The following is a 16,854-nucleotide window of genomic DNA, read 5'->3' as shown; positions in this document are numbered from 1 at the left end:
CTATAAGTTAGCAGGCAAAATCTGCGCCAGACACGCCGCCACGTCCGCGGGATTTTCCCGGTGTGCGTTGTGTCCGGCATCACGAATAATATGGCAAGGCCGCGCAAGCGATTCGGCAATAGCACGAAACTTACGATCGCGTTCGCCACAAAGAAAGTGGAATGGGAAAGCGCAGGTTTGCAGCGCAGGCCGCAAATCGTCCTGCACCGCCAGCGAGGTGGCCAGCAGCATTGCCGCCAGCGCCACGCCGTTGTTTTCTTGTCGCAGCGCCACCAGAGCGTCGCGCTGTACGGCGGTCAGGCTGGCAAACACCGGCTGCTGATACCAGGCGTTAAACACCGTCGCCAGCGGCTGCTGGGCAAAGCGTTTCGCCCACCGCTGGTCGTTTTTCCAGCGTTCGGCGCGCTCGGCATCATCGGCGAGCCCGGGATGACCGCCTTCGACGATGACGCCTGCCAGGCCTGTCGGGTGCGAACAGCAGGCATAGTGCATCGCCACCCGGCCGCCCAGCGAGTACCCTACCAGCCAGTAGTTGAGTATGTTGTAACTCAGCAGCGTTGCCGTGAGCCATTTGTCCATGTCAGCGAAGCCGCCTATCTGCACATTGTCCGAGCCGCCGTGTCCGGGAAGGTCAATATACAGGCGGTTTAGCGCGCTGAAGCGCTCACCCACAGGACGCCATTCGTGGCGATCGCCAGAAAAACCGTGCAAAAAGACCAGCCACGGCTGCGCGGGGTCGCCACGCTCGGCGACGGCATGGAGGATCATAGTTGGCTCACCTGCGCCAGCAGCTGCTGTAGCGTTTGTGCCCCGTCGGTGTCGTTCACCACCAGTTCAATCACCGTCGTCGCCGGTGCGCGCCAGGCCGCGCCGAGCGCCGACTCCAGCTCACTCCAGCTCTGCGGCTGATGGTAGTTCAGACCAAACATTTTCGCCGCGTGTTCAAAATGAACGTTCTGCGGCATAGCGTAAAAGCGCTCGCGCTCTTCCACTGGCGTGGGGAGCAGGGAGAAAATCTGCCCGCCGTTGTTGTTCACCACAATCAGTACCATCGGCGCCGAGACCTGGCGCAGCAGCGCCAGACCGTTAAGATCGTACAACGCGGAAAGATCGCCGACGATCGCCAGCGTTGGCCGCGCGCTGGCTCGCTGCACGCCCGCAGCCGTGGAAATCAGCCCATCGATACCGCTGGCGCCGCGATTGCTGTAGACCGGGTACCCCGCGGGCAGCTGGCCTAAAGCGTCAATCAGGCGCACCACGAGACTGTTGCCGACAAACAGCTGCCCCTGTTGCGGAAGATAACGATGAATACGGTGCGCCAGCTGCGCCTCGCCGAAGCGGTCGCCGTGCGCGGCAACCGTCTGCCAGGCCTGCGCGGAGATAGCAGGAATCACGGTGGCCCACGGCGCGCGTTTTTCCGCCGGATGCTGTTCCAGCCAGCGCTCAATGTTGCATACCAGACGACGCCCGCGATGGTGCGCCGGATCCAGACGGCCCGTAAGCGAGTCCACCAGCCAGTACTCATCCGGCTCGCAGGCAAGCTGCCATTGCAGTACGCGTTTACCGGTCAGGCTGCTGCCGATTTGCACCACGATCTGCGCCTGACGCAGCTCGTTCACCGCCGCCGGGTTGCCCAGCCAGAGATCGGCGCAGGGCAGCGGCTGCCCGGTTTGCGACAGCACGTCGCCAATCAGCGGCCAGCCCAGGGTTTTCGCCCACTCGGCCACCTGCTTGCCTTCTTCGGCGCTCATGCGCCCGGCCACCACCACACCGCGCTTCTGTCGCCAGAAGAACCAGTCGCGCTGGGCCGCGCTTTCCTGATGCAGCGCCTCGCGCAGCCAGGGTTTTTCCCCCTGCCACCAGTTTCCCAGCGCCTGCTGCCAGGCAAGGCCGGTTTCATCCATGTCGCCGTACAGCGGCTCGGCAAACGGGCAGTTAATATGCACGCCGCCGGCGTGTAGCGCTCCCAGCGCATCGTCAACCACCGATACCAGCCAGCGAGCAGGGATGTCCTGACTCGGGCGCGGCAGCGAAACGGTATGCGACGGGTGTGAGGCAAACATCCCCGGCTGGCGAATAGCCTGATTTGCGCCGCAGTCAATCAGCTCCGGCGGGCGGTCGGCGGTCAGCAGAATAATTTTTTCACCGGTCAGGCCCGCTTCAATGAGCGCCGGATAGAGGTTCGCCACGGCAGTCCCCGAGGTGACGATCACCGCGACCGGCGCTCGGCTCACCTTCGCCAGCCCCAGCGCCAGGTGCCCAAGGCCGCGTTCATCGAAATGGGTATGATGGATAAAGGCGCGGTTTTCCGCCGCCGCCAGGGTGAGCGGTGTTGAACGTGACCCGGGCGCGATGCAAACGTGCCGCACGCCGTGACGGGTTAATGCTTCCAGAATCACCGCCGCCCAGCGTCGGTTAAATGCGCTTACTGACATGAAATTGTCCGGTATCAAAGATTGCGGCTCAGTATAAATACTACGACAACGTAGGATTTTGATATGAGTCGGTAATGTTCTATTCAGAGAACAACAATGAGCGCAGCCCTGCCGCTTTATTTTCGATTTCCTGCCACTCCTGCTCCGGGTCGGAACCGTCGACAATCCCGGCACCTGCGTACAGGCGTACCGTTCGGTCTTCAACTTTCGCCGATCGCAGCGTGACGCAAAATTCGCTCTGCTGACGAGAAAGATAGCCCGCGGAGCCAGCGTACGCTTCACGGGTAAACGGCTCAAAGCGCTCAATAAACGCCAGCGCTGCCGCGCGCGGCAGCCCGGCAACCGCCGCCGTTGGCTGGAGCTGCAGCAAACACAGCGCGTCGTCCGGCCGCGTGAGCGTCGCCTGGATGCGGCGACGTAAATGCTGCACCTTGCGCAGGCGTACAATTTCGGCAGGCAACACGTCCAGCGCTTGCGTTACGTCCTGCAAACGCTGGCAGATATCGTCAACGACCAGGCCGTTTTCGCGCTGATTTTTATCGTCGCGCATTAGCCAGTCGCCGAGCCGCTGCGCCACCGTCGGGTCGTCGTGCGCCGCCACGGTACCGGCCAGCGCCTCGGTCAGCAGATCAACGCCGCGCCGACGGAACAGGCGCTCCGGCGACGAGCCGAGAAACGCCCGCCGCGCATCAAACGCCATAAAGAAATGATAGCAAGAGAAATTGACCCGGCGACTTGCCGCCATCAGCGCCCCCGCGTCCGGCGCATGGGTGAAGGTGAGATCCGTGGCCCGGGCCAGTACCACTTTGGTAAACTCGCCGTGACGAATCGCCTCGGTCGCCTGCGAAATCAGCCGGCACCAGCCCTCTTTACCCGGGCGATGGGTTTCGCTCTCCTGACGCAGGGTTAAGGCCGCGCTCGCGTGGTGGTCCGTGAGCAATGCCAGGCACGCCCGCGCCAGCGCCGCATCCTGCGCCAGCGAGACGTCGCTGCACACATTCAGTCGCAGCACCGCCCGTCCCGCTTCGCGCCGCCACTCCAGGCGGGGTAAAAACAGCGAGCCCTCGGTCGGCGTGAAGGCGTTAATGCCGCAAACGCGCACATCGTCACGCGCCTGCATCGCCAGAAAATCATTGGCCTGAGTCAGCGAGGAGAAGACGCGTACCGCGCCCAGCGCGGCGATCTCTTCTTTGCCGCTGCGCTGCTGCCAGTAAAACTGCGGCCAGACCGCCTGACCATTGAGCCAGGCGAGCGGATCGAAGGCATCGTTCAGGGGGAAAGCGACTTCAAGGATTCGCGTGCCGGGCAACGCGGGAAAATCGTCTGCCAGACGCGCTGACAGGCTTTGTAGCGCCGCTAAGATTGACAGCACGCAAACCTCCCTATCATAAAAACCACATAGTATAAGGGGTACTACCCATAAATTGCAGTACCCACGATTAGGGAGCGGGCGGGTATCAAGGCAATATCGCACTGAAAAGCAACGGACTTTGCCTTTTACTATAGCGGGAATTGGCGGCTATGCGCGGGTCACCTCACGCGCCATACCGACGTGCGGAATGCCGTCTTCGTCATACACATCGGTGACGGCGACAAAACCAAACTGAGCGTAAAAGTCACGCAGGTGTGCCTGGGCACCGAGATACAGCGCGCGCTGCGGCCAGCGTTGCAGGCAAGCGTCGACGGCGCGGGCCATCAGCTGATGCCCCAGCCGCTCGCCGCGAACGTCAGCACTGACGATCACCCGGCCGACAGTCACCGGTTCGAGCGTTTCTTCACTCACCAGAATGCGCGCGTAGGCCACCAGCCTGTCGTCCTTCCAGCCCAGCAGATGGCGGTTCTCGCCGACCAGATCGTCGCCGTCGACATCAAGATACGGGCAGGTTTGCTCCACCACAAACACTTCACAACGCAGCTTTAGCAGCGCATACAGCGCCGGGACGGTTAATTCAGAATGGTGCAAATCTTGCCAGCAAATCATGGTAGGCTCCTTAGACCTTTTTTTACCGCCAGGGGCGCGGCGCTATGCAATTGACTTTTTTAGGCACTTCCGCGGGTGTGCCAACGCGTACTCGCAACGTAACAGCAATGCTGCTGAATCTGCAACACCCCACGCAGCCGGGACTGTGGCTTTTCGACTGCGGCGAAGGAACCCAGCACCAGTTGCTGCATACGGCGTTCAACCCGGGAAAAATTGAGCGGATTTTTATCAGCCACCTGCACGGCGATCATCTTTTCGGCCTGCCAGGGCTGATTTGCAGCCGCTCGATGGCCGGTAGCGCCCAGCCGCTGACGCTATATGGCCCGAAAGGGCTCGCTGAGTTTGTCGACGCTACGCTGCGGCTAAGCGGCTCATGGACCGATTTCCCGTTGGACGTGGTGGAAATCAGCGCCGGTGAGATTCTGGACGATGGTCTGCGCAAAGTGACCGCCTACCCGCTCAATCATCCGGTCGAGTGCTACGGCTTTCGCGTGGAAGAGCACGACAAGCCCGGCGCGCTGGACGCCAGGCGGCTGATTGCCGACGGCGTGCCCTCCGGCCCGCTGTTCCAGAAGCTTAAAGCGGGCGAACGCGTCACGCTGGCAGACGGCCGGATTATCGACGGCGCCCATTATCTTGCGCCGGCAACACCCGGCAAGAAAATCGCTATTTTTGGCGATACCGCCCCCTGCGATGCGGCGCTGGCGCTGGCCCGTGACGTCGATCTGATGGTTCATGAAGCCACGCTGGAGGCCGCGATGGCGGAAAAAGCCAATAGTCGCGGCCATTCGTCGAGTGAACAAACCGCACAGCTGGCGCGAGCGGCTAACGCCAAACGGCTGATCGTCACTCACGTCAGCTCGCGATACGATGCCGAAGGCTGCCGCCGCCTGCTGGCCGAGTGCCGACATATTTTCCCGGACTGCGAGCTGGCCGACGATTTCGCCACCTTCACGCTGGCATAACGTTTTGTCTCACGGTGCCGATAACTGCGTTATTGAGTTCACGCTTTATACGCTGAGGGCACCATGGATAATTTCCAGAAAGAGATCGACGACAGGGCTAATTTGACCCTGTCCAACCGTTTTGAGCTGCTGCTGTTCCGCCTGGGCAAAGCCTCACAGAGCGACGCCTCGGAGCTGTACGGTATCAACGTGTTTAAGCTGCGCGAAATCGTCCCGATGCCGAGCTTCACCCGCCCCGCAGGCATCAAGCCGCCGCTGATGGGGATGGTGAACATTCGCGATCAGATTATCCCGGTTATCGATCTCGCCGCCGTCGCCGGCTGCACCCCCAGCAACGGGCTGAATATCTTGCTGATCACCGAATATGCCCGCAGCGTGCAGGCCTTCGCCGTCGAGTCGGTAGAGAATATCACCCGCCTCGACTGGACGCAGATTCACACCGCCGAAAAAGCGGTAAACGGCAAGTACATTACCAGCATCGCCTGCCTGGACGATCACCAGGAGAGCAACAACCTCGCGATGGTTATCGACGTGGAGCAGATTCTTTACGACATCACCCCGTCAAATCACGATCTGCACGCGAAAGAGCTCAATCCGCGCAAATTCAATATTAAGCCGGGCGCAACCGCCATTGTGGCTGAAGATTCCAAAGTGGCGCGCGCGATGCTCGAAAAAGGGCTGAAGGCCATGGATATCCCGGCGCAGCTGCACGTCACCGGTAAAGAAGCGTGGGAGAAAATTGAGCATATCGCCCAGCAGGCGGCGCAAGAAGGTGTGCCGGTAAGCGACAAAATCGCCCTCGTGCTGACCGACCTTGAAATGCCGGAAATGGACGGTTTTACCCTGACCCGCAAGATTAAAACCGACCCGCGTCTGCGCAATATTCCGGTGGTGATCCACTCGTCGCTGTCGGGGAATGCCAATGAGGACCACATCCGCAAGGTGAACGCCGACGGCTACGTGACAAAATTTGAGATTAACGAGCTGGCCTCGGTGATTGAGCAGGTGCTAAAGGCACCGGGCGGTAAAACCGACGGCGCGCTGCACGCGGTGTAATCCCCCGTGCCGCAGGCCGCTTAACGGGCAATGGTCCGATCGATACGGCCTATCATGTACGGGAAGAAGGGGTTGGACGACATGCGCATCAGGGCATCCAGTTCAACCACCATCGCCCCGCGTTCGCCGCGCGCGGCCACGGTCCCCAGGCTAATACCATACTGATTGCGCGGCTGAGGCTCGCGACCGTACAGGGAATCCGTCACCGGGAACGGCAGCGCAATATGCGAAAGCGAGTAAACATCGCGCGGATAATCAATGCCCAGCGGCGCCACGCGCGCATTCATCTGCCCGGCCTCGGTGGTGCGGGCCTCGGTTTGGGTGGTGGTAGGCTCAACGTTCGCCACAACGGTCACGCCGTATTGACGCGGCGGCGCGGGCAGCAGCCGTGAAAGCGCCGCACTGGATGACGCGCGCAGCAGCGGCGTCACGGTCGCGGCCTGGTTAAGGTCAAACAGCACCAGCTCGCTGCCGTTGGCAGTAAGCCGCTCGTATAAGCCGGTCAGCACCGCGTCACTGCTGACCGTCGAATCCATCACCGACTGGAAGGTCAAAATCGGCGGCAGCGCGCTCAGCTTATGCTGTCGCGCCCCTGCCGCTATTTGCTTTTGCAACGCCTGGGTGAGCGCATACGACTGACGTGCGGCGTTGACCGGGAACGAATTATATTTGAACGGGTTATACTCAGGGACAATGCCGAGCCACGCCGCTTTTGCAAACGCCGGGAAGACCGCCGGCCAACCGGCAACGCCGGCAAAACGGGCGAACGACGTAATGCCGATCATCGGCGAAATCAGGACCACCTGCTGCGGCCTGTCCAGCGTCGGGTCATCCAACGCATCCAGTGCATATTTCATCGCCAGCGCCCCGCCGTTGGAGTAACCCACCAGATGCAGCGGGCGATCCTTACCGCTCAGCGCCTTCGCTTCTCTTACCGCCAGCCGCGTAGCGGCCAGCCAGTCCTGCCACGCCACATCCGTTAACGCCCCGGGTACCGTGCCGTGCGCGGGCAGACGAATGGCCACGGCCACGTAGCCCAGTTGCTGATAGTGCATCGCAATATGTCGCATGCTGTAGGGCGTATCGGTTAGCCCATGCAGCAAGACCACCGCACCTTTTGGCTGCCCCTGCGGCTTCAGAACGACAGAACGGTTCCAGTCCATGGAAAAATGACCGGGATAAAGCGGGCTTTGCGCAAAATAGCGGTTAAACGACGCCTGCTGGCTGGCGGGCAATTTGTCGGTTACGTTGGCGCGAACGTCAGCGAAAAGCCGATTTTCCGCGCGGATGTAGCCGTCCCAGGTTGTATTATCGATGGCCGGAGCCTGCATGTCGTGCGGCACAAAGGTATGCCACAGCTGGAGAGGCGGTTTGCTTTGAATGTCGTAAATCCGCGTCCCCAGCACGCCGAGCAGCACAAAAACAACAAATAAAACCATGCGCTTAGTCCATTTCACCAGCATGACGTTGACGCAGCTCCTTAGGGTATTGGGTATTCTGGCTGGCCAACAGAGGCCAGCTTGAGTCAGTGGGTAATAGGGTATTACAAACCAAGAAGGTCGGCCTGAAAAATTCGCCAACCTTCTGAGGAATGCCAGACAGCAATCGCGCTCAGATCTCTTTAAACGCCATCTCAAGCCGGGCCATTAGCGGTTTAAACAGATAGCTCAGGAATGTCCTTTCGCCCGTTTTGATGGTGACGCTGGCCGGCATCCCGGCCTTAATTTTATGGTCACGCAGCAAACGCACCCCCTCAGGTAACACCTGAACTTCAGCCAGGTAATAAGGTTGTTGCGTTACTTTGTCGGTCAGGCGATCGGCGGAAACCGTCAATACCCGAGCCGGTACAGAAGGCAGCAAAGCATGGTTTAGCGCGGGGAATAGCACATCGACAGTGAGCCCCGGCGCCAGTTTATCAATCGCATGCACCGGGATTTTGGCATCAATTTGCAACGGCTGACCGGCGGCGACAATGTCCATTAAACGTTCCCCCGGCTGAATCACCCCGCCAACGGTGCTGACCTTCACATCCAGCACAATACCGTCAATAGGAGAACGAATCACCGTGTTATCCCGTTCATGCCGGGTTGACTGCAGCTCATCTTCCAGCATCGCAACCTCTTTTTGCTTAAGCATTAATTCGGACTCCACTTCCCGCAAATACTGATGTTGCACCTGATAGGCCTTGATTCTCATCTCATTTTGCTGCGACTTTAACTTGGCGATATTGAGAATATCCTCTGATACGGTACTGGATATTTCTGCGGCCTCACGTTCCAGTACCATGAGCTGTGCTTTAGGGTAGTAATTTTTCTCACTGAGCGCCCGAACGGCGCCCAATTCTTTATTGATTAGCGTGAACTGACGTTCGCGATAGCCTTTTATTTTATTGAGGTTCTCCGTCTGCCCGGCCAGGCCATCCAGCGTCTCCTCAATCATTGATATCTCATCCTGCACATTTTTCCGGCGAGTTAAAAAGAGCTTCGCCTGCAGCTGCTGACTTTCCAGCAGGCGTTTATTGCCAGCAAAATGCTTGAGCAGCGACGGACTGAACGTGATGTGATCCGCCCCCGTCCTTTCCGCCAGTAAACGATCCTCGCTGGTTTTCGCCGAAATATACTGCGCGCTTAAGGCGCTGTAGCGCATGTCCAGCTGCAACGTATCCAGGCGCATCAGGACCTGATTTTTTTTCACCACATCACCTTCTTTCATGTAGATATCCGTTACCCGCCCTCCGCTGAGATGCTGAATAGTTTTGCGATTATTCGACACCGTGACGGTACCATCAGCCACCACCCCGGCATCTAAAGGCGCTTTGACGGCCCATAATAAAAAACCGCCTACCGCAATCACGATAACGACCAGACCTTTAATGAGCGGCGGCCAGATATTGGTATCGATAGTGTCGGTTTCCGGCATGGCAGACGCTTTCGGTTTACTTTTCATGATAAGGCCTCGCGAGGGGCGTCATTGAGGGTCTGCACAACGGGATTGTCTGCCGTCGCGGCTTCGGTAGCGGAGACGGATTTCAGAATATTGGCCTGACGTAAATTGGCGAATACCTGCTCACGCGGACCGAATGCCTGCATCGTCCCCTCGTTAATTAGCAGCACTTTGTTCACAACGCCGAGCAGAGTTGGGCGATGAGAGATCAGCGCGACCGTTTGCCCGTGCTCGCGCAGCGCGATAATCGCCTTGATTAACGCCATCTCACCGGCATCATCAAGGTTGGCATTGGGTTCATCAAGAACAATAAAAGCCGGATTATTAAACACCGCTCGCGCCAGACCGATACGCTGGCGCTGACCGCCGGACAGCTGGTAACCATTAGCGCCCAGAGGGGTGTCGTAGCCCTGAGGCAGGCGTAAAATCATGTCATGGACGCCAGCGAGCATGGCTGCGGCAACGATCGGCGGGCTGTCGGTATGGCTAAAGCGGGCGATATTTTCGGCAATCGTCCCTTCGAACAATTCAACATCCTGCGGCAGGTAGCCGATAGAGGGGCCAAGCAATATTTTGTCCCACTGGCAAATGTCCGCCCCGTCAATCCGTACTTTTCCACTCAGCGTCTGCCATACGCCAACCATGAGCTTAGCCAGCGAACTCTTTCCGGAAGCGGAAGGCCCGATAATCCCCAGCACCTCACCTTGTTCGAGTTGGAAAGAAATGTTGCGCAGCGTGGCGATTTTTTGCCCGGGAGGCGCGGCGAAGACCCCTTCAACGCTAATCGTGCCTTTCGGGGTGGGAAGGTTCATTTTCTCTGGCGGGGCCGGATAATCGCGCAATAATGCGGTTAACTGCTTCCAGGCGCTGCGGAACTGCACAAACTGCTTCCAACTGCTGATAACCTGTTCCACCGGGCTCAGCACGCGCCCCAGGATGATCGATGCGGCAATCATCAGCCCCGGGGTGATCTCCCCGGCGATCACCAACAACGCGCCAACGCCCAACGATATAGATTGCAAAAGTACGCGGACAAAACGGCTCAGGCTGCTGTATACCGCCGATCTATCGGCAATGTAGGTTTGTAAAATCATCACCTTACTGTGGCCTTCTAGCCAATGCTGCTTCAGGGAAGCCAGCATTCCCATGGCTTCAATAGCATCGGCATTTTGTAACTGCTTATTAAGCCTGCTGCTGTTATTCACGCTGAGCATATTCGCCTGTTGAATCGGATTTTTCGTCGACAATTCGGTTAATAACGTCAGGAAAAATAAAATAATAATCCCCGCGAGTGACAGATAACCTAATATGGGGTGAACCAGAAAAGCGACCAGTAAATAAAAAGGTGTCCAGGGGATATCCAGTAAGGCAAATAAGCTATTGCCTGCCAGCACCTGGCGAATTTGAGCCAGATCGTTTAGCGCCTGCGCCGGATTGTTATCACCGGTCGCAATTTTACGCTTAAACGTGGCGTTAAAGACCAACTGATTCAGCTTCACATCCAGGCGGTTGCCGAGCCGGGTCATGACGCTGGAACGCGCGAATTCGATCATCCCAATGACGCAGTATAACCCAATGATTAACAACGTTAGCATGAATAATGTTGTGGTGTTCTGGCTGGCCAGAACACGATCGTACACTTGTAGCATATAAATTGCCGGCGCCAGCATAAGCATATTGATGACACTGCCAAAAAACAGCAGCACAATAAATGCAGGTCGGGTTCCTTTCAGAGCATTTTTCAATTCTGTGGACTTATACTGGCGCGGCATAGTTTACTCCTTATTAAACCAATAAGGTTGTGCTGTTATTACGGCGTTGATGAATTAACCCAGCTGGAAATCATTCAGCTGGATCGAATTAACCGCAGTATTCAACAACGTGATTTTGTCTCCGTTAGTGAAGCTCAGGACCGTTGACGTTCCGCTCGCCGCAATACTGACGTTGCTGGCAAAGTTCGCCGCCGTCAGCCCCCGACCCTGCAGGCTGATCAGATCCTGCCCCTGGTTCGGGTTGCTGTCGAAGTCGGTAATGATGTCCTGGCCAAAGTTAAGGCCGAAAATAAAGAAGTCATTCCCCCCGCCCCCGGAGAGGGTATCATTGCCGCTGCCGCCGTTCAGACGGTCAACGCCGTTGCCGCCCGTAATGATGTTGTTCAGTGCGTTACCCGTACCGGTAAAGCCGCCGGTCCCGGTGAATGCCAGCACTTCAACATTGTCGCTCAGCGTGTAGGTATTCAGGCTGGTTCTGACGGTATCATTGCCGCCATTCACCGCCTCTATCACCCTATCCCCTACATTATCAACAATATAAATATCATTACCGGCCCCACCCGTCAGGGTATCAGCACCCACGCCACCGTTCAGACTATCGTTGCCATTGCCGCCCAGCAGCGTATCGTTACCCGCCAGACCCGACAGGGTATCGTCACCGTCCATCCCGTTCAGCGTGTCGTTGCCGCTGCCGCCGGTCATGGTGTTTGCCAACGCGTTCCCGACGCCGTTAAAGTTCCCCGAGCCGGTAAAGATCAGGTTTTCAACGTTATCGGCCATCACGTAGCTGTTGAGAGAAACCGAGACGGTGTCCGTTCCGCCATTCACGCCCTCAACCACCACATCCCCCAGGTTATCAACGGTGTAGCTATCGTTACCGGTACCGCCGGTCATCTGGTCGGCACCCGCGCCGCCGTTGAGGGTGTCATTGCCGGCTCCGCCGAGCAAAATATCATCACCAGCCAGGCCGGACAGGGTATCGTTACCGTTGCCTCCGTCGAGATAATCACTGCCGTTGGTACCGACGAGCGTCGTTGCGCCGTTACCGCCCACCAGCATATTGCCGACAGTCTGGGTCGACGCAGAGGTCAGTACAACGGAAGGGTTTCCTTCGTCATCGGTCACGGTCACCACAACCCGCAGATTACGGTCCACCGTCAGTAACGTTGGGCTATAGGTGGCGGCCGTAGCCCCCACAATATTGATAAAGCCGAACAGCGTGCTCATTTGCCATTGGTAGCGGAAGTTGTTGCCGTTGGTCAGGCCATCGCCATCGGTGATCCCCGAAACATCGGCCGTCAGCGTCATGTTCCTGGTTGGAGTCAGATCGCTTATCACCGGCAGACCACGGGTCGGAAGATCGCGTGGCCCAACGGCGCTGGTGGCCGCCGAGATCAGCGTTTCGGCATCGCCCATCCGGTCGGTAAAGCTGGCAACCACCCGCAGCTGGGCGCCTGACAAATTATTGCCCACCCGGAATTCGGTCCCCGTCGCCTGGTCTCGCCACTGCCCGCCGATCAGCGCCTGCCAGGTATAAACGATCGGTAAATTACTCACCAGACCGTTACCATCCTGCACATCGGAAGCACTCACGCGCAGCAGATCGCCTGCCGCAGGTGCCGTGTTGTTAATATCGACGTTGCCCGTGGCTTTTTGCGCCGTCACCCACAGCTGTGTGCCATCACCGAACTCCAGCTTCTCGATATTAAGCAGGCGGTCGACGCCGTCACCGTCAGGTAAATTAGCCGATACCGTGGCATGATTGACCGTCAGGCTGCCATCCGGATTACGGGTAAACAGGTAGTTGCCGTTAACGTCGCGGTAGAGCGCAAGGTCAATTTCCCCTTTATTACCGTCGTTGAGGATTTCACGCACAGTATGGAGCTGACCGGGGTTCAACGTGCCGTTAAGCAGTTCAGCCTTGATGTCATTCATACTGTCGACGCTTTTAATCACCGCCCCCAGTTTATCTCTGACCTCAATGCGCACATTCAACCAGGCATCACCATCGATAATGTCATCCCCCGCTTTCCCCATAATGCGGTCACTGCCGCCGCCGCCGAGCAGAATATCGGCGCCATTATCCGGGTTAAGCACCACGCCATTGACCGCATTGTTGATGAGATTGCTGCCGACCACTTTGTCCAGACCGTTTATCCGCGCAACGCCGTCGAGGGTAAGGTTGTTGGACAGCGGCGTCCCCTGTACCGGCGCCGTGCCGATGGGCGCATCGGTACCAATTAACAGATCGTTAAATTTCCAGCCTGATAACCCTTCGACCAGGTCGAAGCGATCGCGCAGAATAAACTCCTGCTGATTGACGAAGATCGGAATACCCAGGTCGGAATTCGCCGCGTTCGGGTCACCTTTATGAATCGCCCAGTCGAAGCCCGCCATCCCGTTGTTACGCTGGATCCCTGCGCCCTGGACCATGATATCGTCGCCGGCCTCGCCGTCGTAGTCGGTATCATTCCCCTGGCCATTCAGCACATCATGGCCCACGATGGTGCTGTTAAAGAACAGCTCGGAATTTTCACCGGCCAGGGTATCGAAGCCATCCCCGCCTTCGATCCAGTCATCGCCTTCGTTGCCCATCAGCATATCGCCGCCGGAGCCACCGAGGATAAAGTCATCATCCAGGCCGCCGAACACCTCCTGCGCATCTTCGCCCACCACGATAAAATCCTTACCGCTGCCGCCGAAGCTCAGGTCGTTGCCGTTACCGCTGAAGATAACGTCGTTGCCCGCATCGCCGTGAAGGAAGTCCGCGCCGCCAACCGGGGTACCGGTGTCGGTAATAATGTCATCCCCATCGCCGCCGTGGACAGTATCCGCCTCATCGCCGCCATCCAGCCGGTCATTCCCTGCGTCTCCCCACAGGCTGTCGATACCTTTACCGCCTATCAGGGTGTCGTTGCCCGCAGATCCGCCCAGCACCACATGGCCATCGCCGGAGTATTTGAGGTAGGCACCATCCGCTTTGCCGTCACCGTCAACATCCGCACCGGCCGCTTTACGGACGACTAATGGCGTCAGAAGGTCTTTTAAGCGATCTCCCCAGAGAGGGTCCGCGCCGACCTGCACCGCCTTGTTCACTTCCAGCGTGTGATCGGGGGTCATAAACAGTTTTGCATGGACGTGAGAGGAACCTTCATCACCCAGATCGCTGTTACGCATGACCAGGGCGGCGAACGAGTTGGCCTCCAGTTGGTTAAGCATGTTTAGCCCCTGAGTTCGACTCAGGTAATAGAAACGGTCGCCGTCCTGTAGCATTTCCATTTGGGTTTCAAAGACAAAGTTGAACGTAGAGCCCAACATGCCGCCGAATTCCATTTTGCGTTCCGCCAGGCCGCCGATCCAGAAATCGACCTTGTTCAGCCCGCTCTCTTTGTTGGCCCATACGCCGGTACTGTTAAAGAAGTCAAAGGCGTCAGCACGGCTAGCGTCGGCATCAGGGCCGAACAGCAGAAACTCAACGGCCGCGCGTTTTGCCTCGATGGTGGTGGCGTTAAGAATCAACTCATGCTGACCATAGGCGGCAATAAAGTTGAGGATCGAGGCCGTATTTTTTAAATGCGCCGCAAAATCTGCCCAGCTGGTATACGGTTTTAATTCGCTATTACCGGTGAGCGTATAAAACTGATCGCGGGCCTGGTTGAGCGTCGGCATAAAAGTGTCGCGGCCGCGAGCAATATTGAGTGCGCCGAGATCGAGCGGCAAACCAACCAGATTATTACGCAGCGCGCCGGTGAGAAACTCATCAATTTCGTTTCCCACCTGGCGGGTCATACCACGGACAATGGCCCCGATGGCCGCATTATTATCCATGGAACCATTGTTATCGAACGCCAGTGGATTAAGAAACGCCTGAATAAGCCCCAGATTGTCACTTTGCATATCGATGCCCGTTCTGTCGACGGTCTCCGTCAGCATCGAGTGACCAAAGCGGTAAACGACGTGGGCAAACTCAGCAAAAATAGCCGGGTTAATATCGGCCGTGTTCGAGAAGACGAAGGGGTCAACCGCAGGCTGTACGGCACGCGCAAACTCTTCAAAGACGAGGTGCTGATACTGCATCTCGGTGGTGAATCGTCCCGCCTGGAACAAATATTCCCCGTTCCAGACCAGCGTGCTGGTATCCGCCGGAATGGCGGTGATTTCATGTCCTGGCATCAGCCATTGGTTAACCAGCCCTACATCACCTGACGCCAGCAGCGTGGTTTTGTACTGCTCAACCAGGCGGTTATGTTCATCATGGAAAACCGAGTGCACCGCAGTTAAGCCAATGTTTTCATTGCCACGCCCATCGCCGGTAATGAAGTGACGATCGAGCAGTTCGTTATCGTAGGTTCCCGCTTCCATCGTGCCATTAATGACATTATCCGCATCCGGCGCCAGTATCTTAACGCCATCAACCGTGACAAATTTAGGCACCGCAGTGTGCGCAATATCGTCAAGGAAGGCATGGCCGGTGCGCAACGTGTCCGCAGGCAACAGTCCTCCGTTGGCTTCAACCAGACCATGCAGGGTAACAATCTGGACTTTTCCGCCATCGCTCAATATCAGGTTTCCGTAACGGTCGGTTGCCAGCAGCGGCACGTTGGAAATATCCGCATCCGTCAGCTGGATACCGAGGTACTGCAGCGCATGCGCCTTCACTTCGCCCCAGGTCGCAATCCCATGAGCACCGTCCAGCAGTTGGCCCGTAGGCTCCGGCTTACCGTCAATAAAAGTGTATTCCCGCAGGAATATCTGATGCGATGGATGAGAGGTATAGGTCTGGTTTTGGTCGATCCACGGCGTGGTGGTATTGACCGTATTCAGCGTTGCGTCGACTTTCGCCCGGGTGAGGATCATGAAATTTGCCGCGCCCGGGGCCGTGCTATAGAGCGGGTCATCGGGCATCAACGGGATAAACACGATCCCATTTCCGGCTTTCGGAATCAGATCCAGACCGTGGTCAAAGAACTGCCCAAAGAAGGTCATCCAGCCGTTAAAGGCCGGAGATAAACCAATGTCCGGCGAGAGATTCGGAATCGACAAACTGCCGTTCACGCTCCCGCCGCCGCCGGGAGCATCCGCAAGACCCGCGGCCGCTTCGACCGCAGCAGGGTTGTTCGTACTCTGATCGGAGATAATATTGCTAATCATACGCGGGTCAGCATCGTTCACCACGGCGTTCGGGCCCGATGCCAGCAGGTATTGCGCTAAGGTGGGATCGTTGCGGATAGCCTCCAGATCCAGCGGAACGAGTCTTGGCATCGTCTGGTCGGCAGAGCCAAACAGCTCCTGACCGGGTAACAGATTGTTCCATGACCCATCAACGGTGCGTATTCCATACGGGAGCAGCGGATCGCCGACAAGCGCGGTGAGCTTATCGCCGTCGATACTGCCATCCGCATTGTTAGCCGATTCGGAGAGTTTGATCTGCTTGAGAATAAACGCCAGGTCATGTAGCGTAACCGTAAAATCATATTGTGCGGCCATACGTCATTACCTCAAAATTGAATCGCAATTAACATTCGTTTTTTATTAACGAACGTTCGGGCAATTACATTCCATCTTGCTGAATTAGCTATCGAATGGCGGTTGCATAGATATCCTCCGGGCAACGTTGTTGATGACACGCACGTCCCCGAATGACAGACGCGGGGCCGCGCTGGCGATAAAGGTTAATCACGATGCTGGAGGAAATAATAAAA

General features: G+C 57.4%; 10 protein-coding genes. 2 read left to right on the top strand and 8 right to left on the bottom strand.

Annotated elements, in window-relative coordinates; genetic code table 11:
• The 4 genes from menH to H7R56_RS07995 all read right to left on the bottom strand — a co-directional run bounded on the left by menH (position 1) and on the right by H7R56_RS07995 (position 4,416).
• The gene (gene menH, locus H7R56_RS08010; protein WP_106924339.1) at positions 1-768 is read right to left on the bottom strand and encodes a 2-succinyl-6-hydroxy-2,4-cyclohexadiene-1-carboxylate synthase; all 768 of its coding nucleotides are present in this window, start codon (positions 766-768) and stop codon (positions 1-3) included.
• Positions 765-2,435 (bottom strand): 2-succinyl-5-enolpyruvyl-6-hydroxy-3-cyclohexene-1-carboxylic-acid synthase, encoded by a 1,671-nt coding sequence (gene menD / locus H7R56_RS08005; protein WP_106924338.1) that lies wholly within the window; start codon positions 2,433-2,435, stop codon positions 765-767. The genes menH and menD overlap by 4 nt, the downstream gene beginning before the upstream one ends.
• Positions 2,436-2,514: 79 nt before the next feature.
• Positions 2,515-3,807 carry an isochorismate synthase MenF gene (menF, locus tag H7R56_RS08000; protein ID WP_106924337.1) on the bottom strand — a complete coding sequence of 431 codons (1,293 nt, stop codon included), beginning with the start codon at positions 3,805-3,807 and terminating at the stop codon, positions 2,515-2,517.
• 147 nt (positions 3,808-3,954) lie between these two features.
• Entirely contained in the window at positions 3,955-4,416 is a 462-nt protein-coding gene (locus tag H7R56_RS07995) for a GNAT family N-acetyltransferase (RefSeq protein ID WP_106924336.1), read from the bottom strand.
• Positions 4,417-4,460: 44 nt separating this feature from the next.
• Here H7R56_RS07995 and rbn point away from each other — a divergent pair, with 44 nt between their 5' ends.
• Positions 4,461-5,381, top strand: coding sequence for a ribonuclease BN (rbn, locus tag H7R56_RS07990; protein ID WP_106924335.1), 921 nt, complete (start codon positions 4,461-4,463; stop codon positions 5,379-5,381).
• A gap of 63 nt (positions 5,382-5,444) precedes the next feature.
• On the top strand, positions 5,445-6,437 hold the full coding sequence (locus tag H7R56_RS07985; protein WP_182928571.1) for a chemotaxis protein: 993 nt from the start codon (positions 5,445-5,447) through the stop codon (positions 6,435-6,437).
• Between the two features lie 20 nt (positions 6,438-6,457).
• Here the strand turns inward: H7R56_RS07985 and H7R56_RS07980 are convergent, their stop codons facing one another.
• From H7R56_RS07980 to H7R56_RS07965, 4 genes are all read right to left on the bottom strand, one after another.
• Positions 6,458-7,900, bottom strand: a complete 1,443-nt coding sequence (locus H7R56_RS07980) for an alpha/beta hydrolase (RefSeq protein ID WP_106924333.1) — start codon at positions 7,898-7,900, stop codon at positions 6,458-6,460.
• A 148-nt stretch (positions 7,901-8,048) separates the two neighbouring features.
• Positions 8,049-9,383: an HlyD family type I secretion periplasmic adaptor subunit gene (locus tag H7R56_RS07975; protein WP_106924332.1), complete on the bottom strand. Its 1,335-nt coding sequence runs from the start codon at positions 9,381-9,383 to the stop codon at positions 8,049-8,051.
• Entirely contained in the window at positions 9,380-11,152 is a 1,773-nt protein-coding gene (locus tag H7R56_RS07970; RefSeq protein ID WP_182928570.1) for a type I secretion system permease/ATPase, read from the bottom strand. The genes H7R56_RS07975 and H7R56_RS07970 overlap by 4 nt, the downstream gene beginning before the upstream one ends.
• Before the next feature lie 54 nt (positions 11,153-11,206).
• The gene (locus tag H7R56_RS07965) at positions 11,207-16,639 is read right to left on the bottom strand and encodes a peroxidase family protein (RefSeq protein WP_106924330.1); all 5,433 of its coding nucleotides are present in this window, start codon (positions 16,637-16,639) and stop codon (positions 11,207-11,209) included.
• Between the last annotated feature and the right edge of the window lie 215 nt (positions 16,640-16,854).

The organism is Klebsiella sp. WP3-W18-ESBL-02, from assembly GCF_014168815.1.
Lineage (GTDB): Bacteria > Pseudomonadota > Gammaproteobacteria > Enterobacterales > Enterobacteriaceae > Kluyvera > Kluyvera ascorbata_B.
The sequence above is the reverse complement of the archived record's forward strand: the minus strand, read 5'-3'. Positions and strand labels throughout refer to the sequence as shown.

Coding starts and splice junctions, on each gene's coding strand:
- menH (WP_106924339.1), bottom strand. CDS start 768: ATGATCCTCCATGCCGTCGCCGAGCGTGGCGACCCCGCGCAGCCGTGG.
- menD (WP_106924338.1), bottom strand. CDS start 2,435: ATGTCAGTAAGCGCATTTAACCGACGCTGGGCGGCGGTGATTCTGGAA.
- H7R56_RS07995 (WP_106924336.1), bottom strand. CDS start 4,416: ATGATTTGCTGGCAAGATTTGCACCATTCTGAATTAACCGTCCCGGCG.
- rbn (WP_106924335.1), top strand. CDS start 4,461: ATGCAATTGACTTTTTTAGGCACTTCCGCGGGTGTGCCAACGCGTACT.
- H7R56_RS07985 (WP_182928571.1), top strand. CDS start 5,445: ATGGATAATTTCCAGAAAGAGATCGACGACAGGGCTAATTTGACCCTG.
- H7R56_RS07980 (WP_106924333.1), bottom strand. CDS start 7,900: ATGCTGGTGAAATGGACTAAGCGCATGGTTTTATTTGTTGTTTTTGTG.
- H7R56_RS07975 (WP_106924332.1), bottom strand. CDS start 9,383: ATGAAAAGTAAACCGAAAGCGTCTGCCATGCCGGAAACCGACACTATC.
- H7R56_RS07970 (WP_182928570.1), bottom strand. CDS start 11,152: ATGCCGCGCCAGTATAAGTCCACAGAATTGAAAAATGCTCTGAAAGGA.
- H7R56_RS07965 (WP_106924330.1), bottom strand. CDS start 16,639: ATGGCCGCACAATATGATTTTACGGTTACGCTACATGACCTGGCGTTT.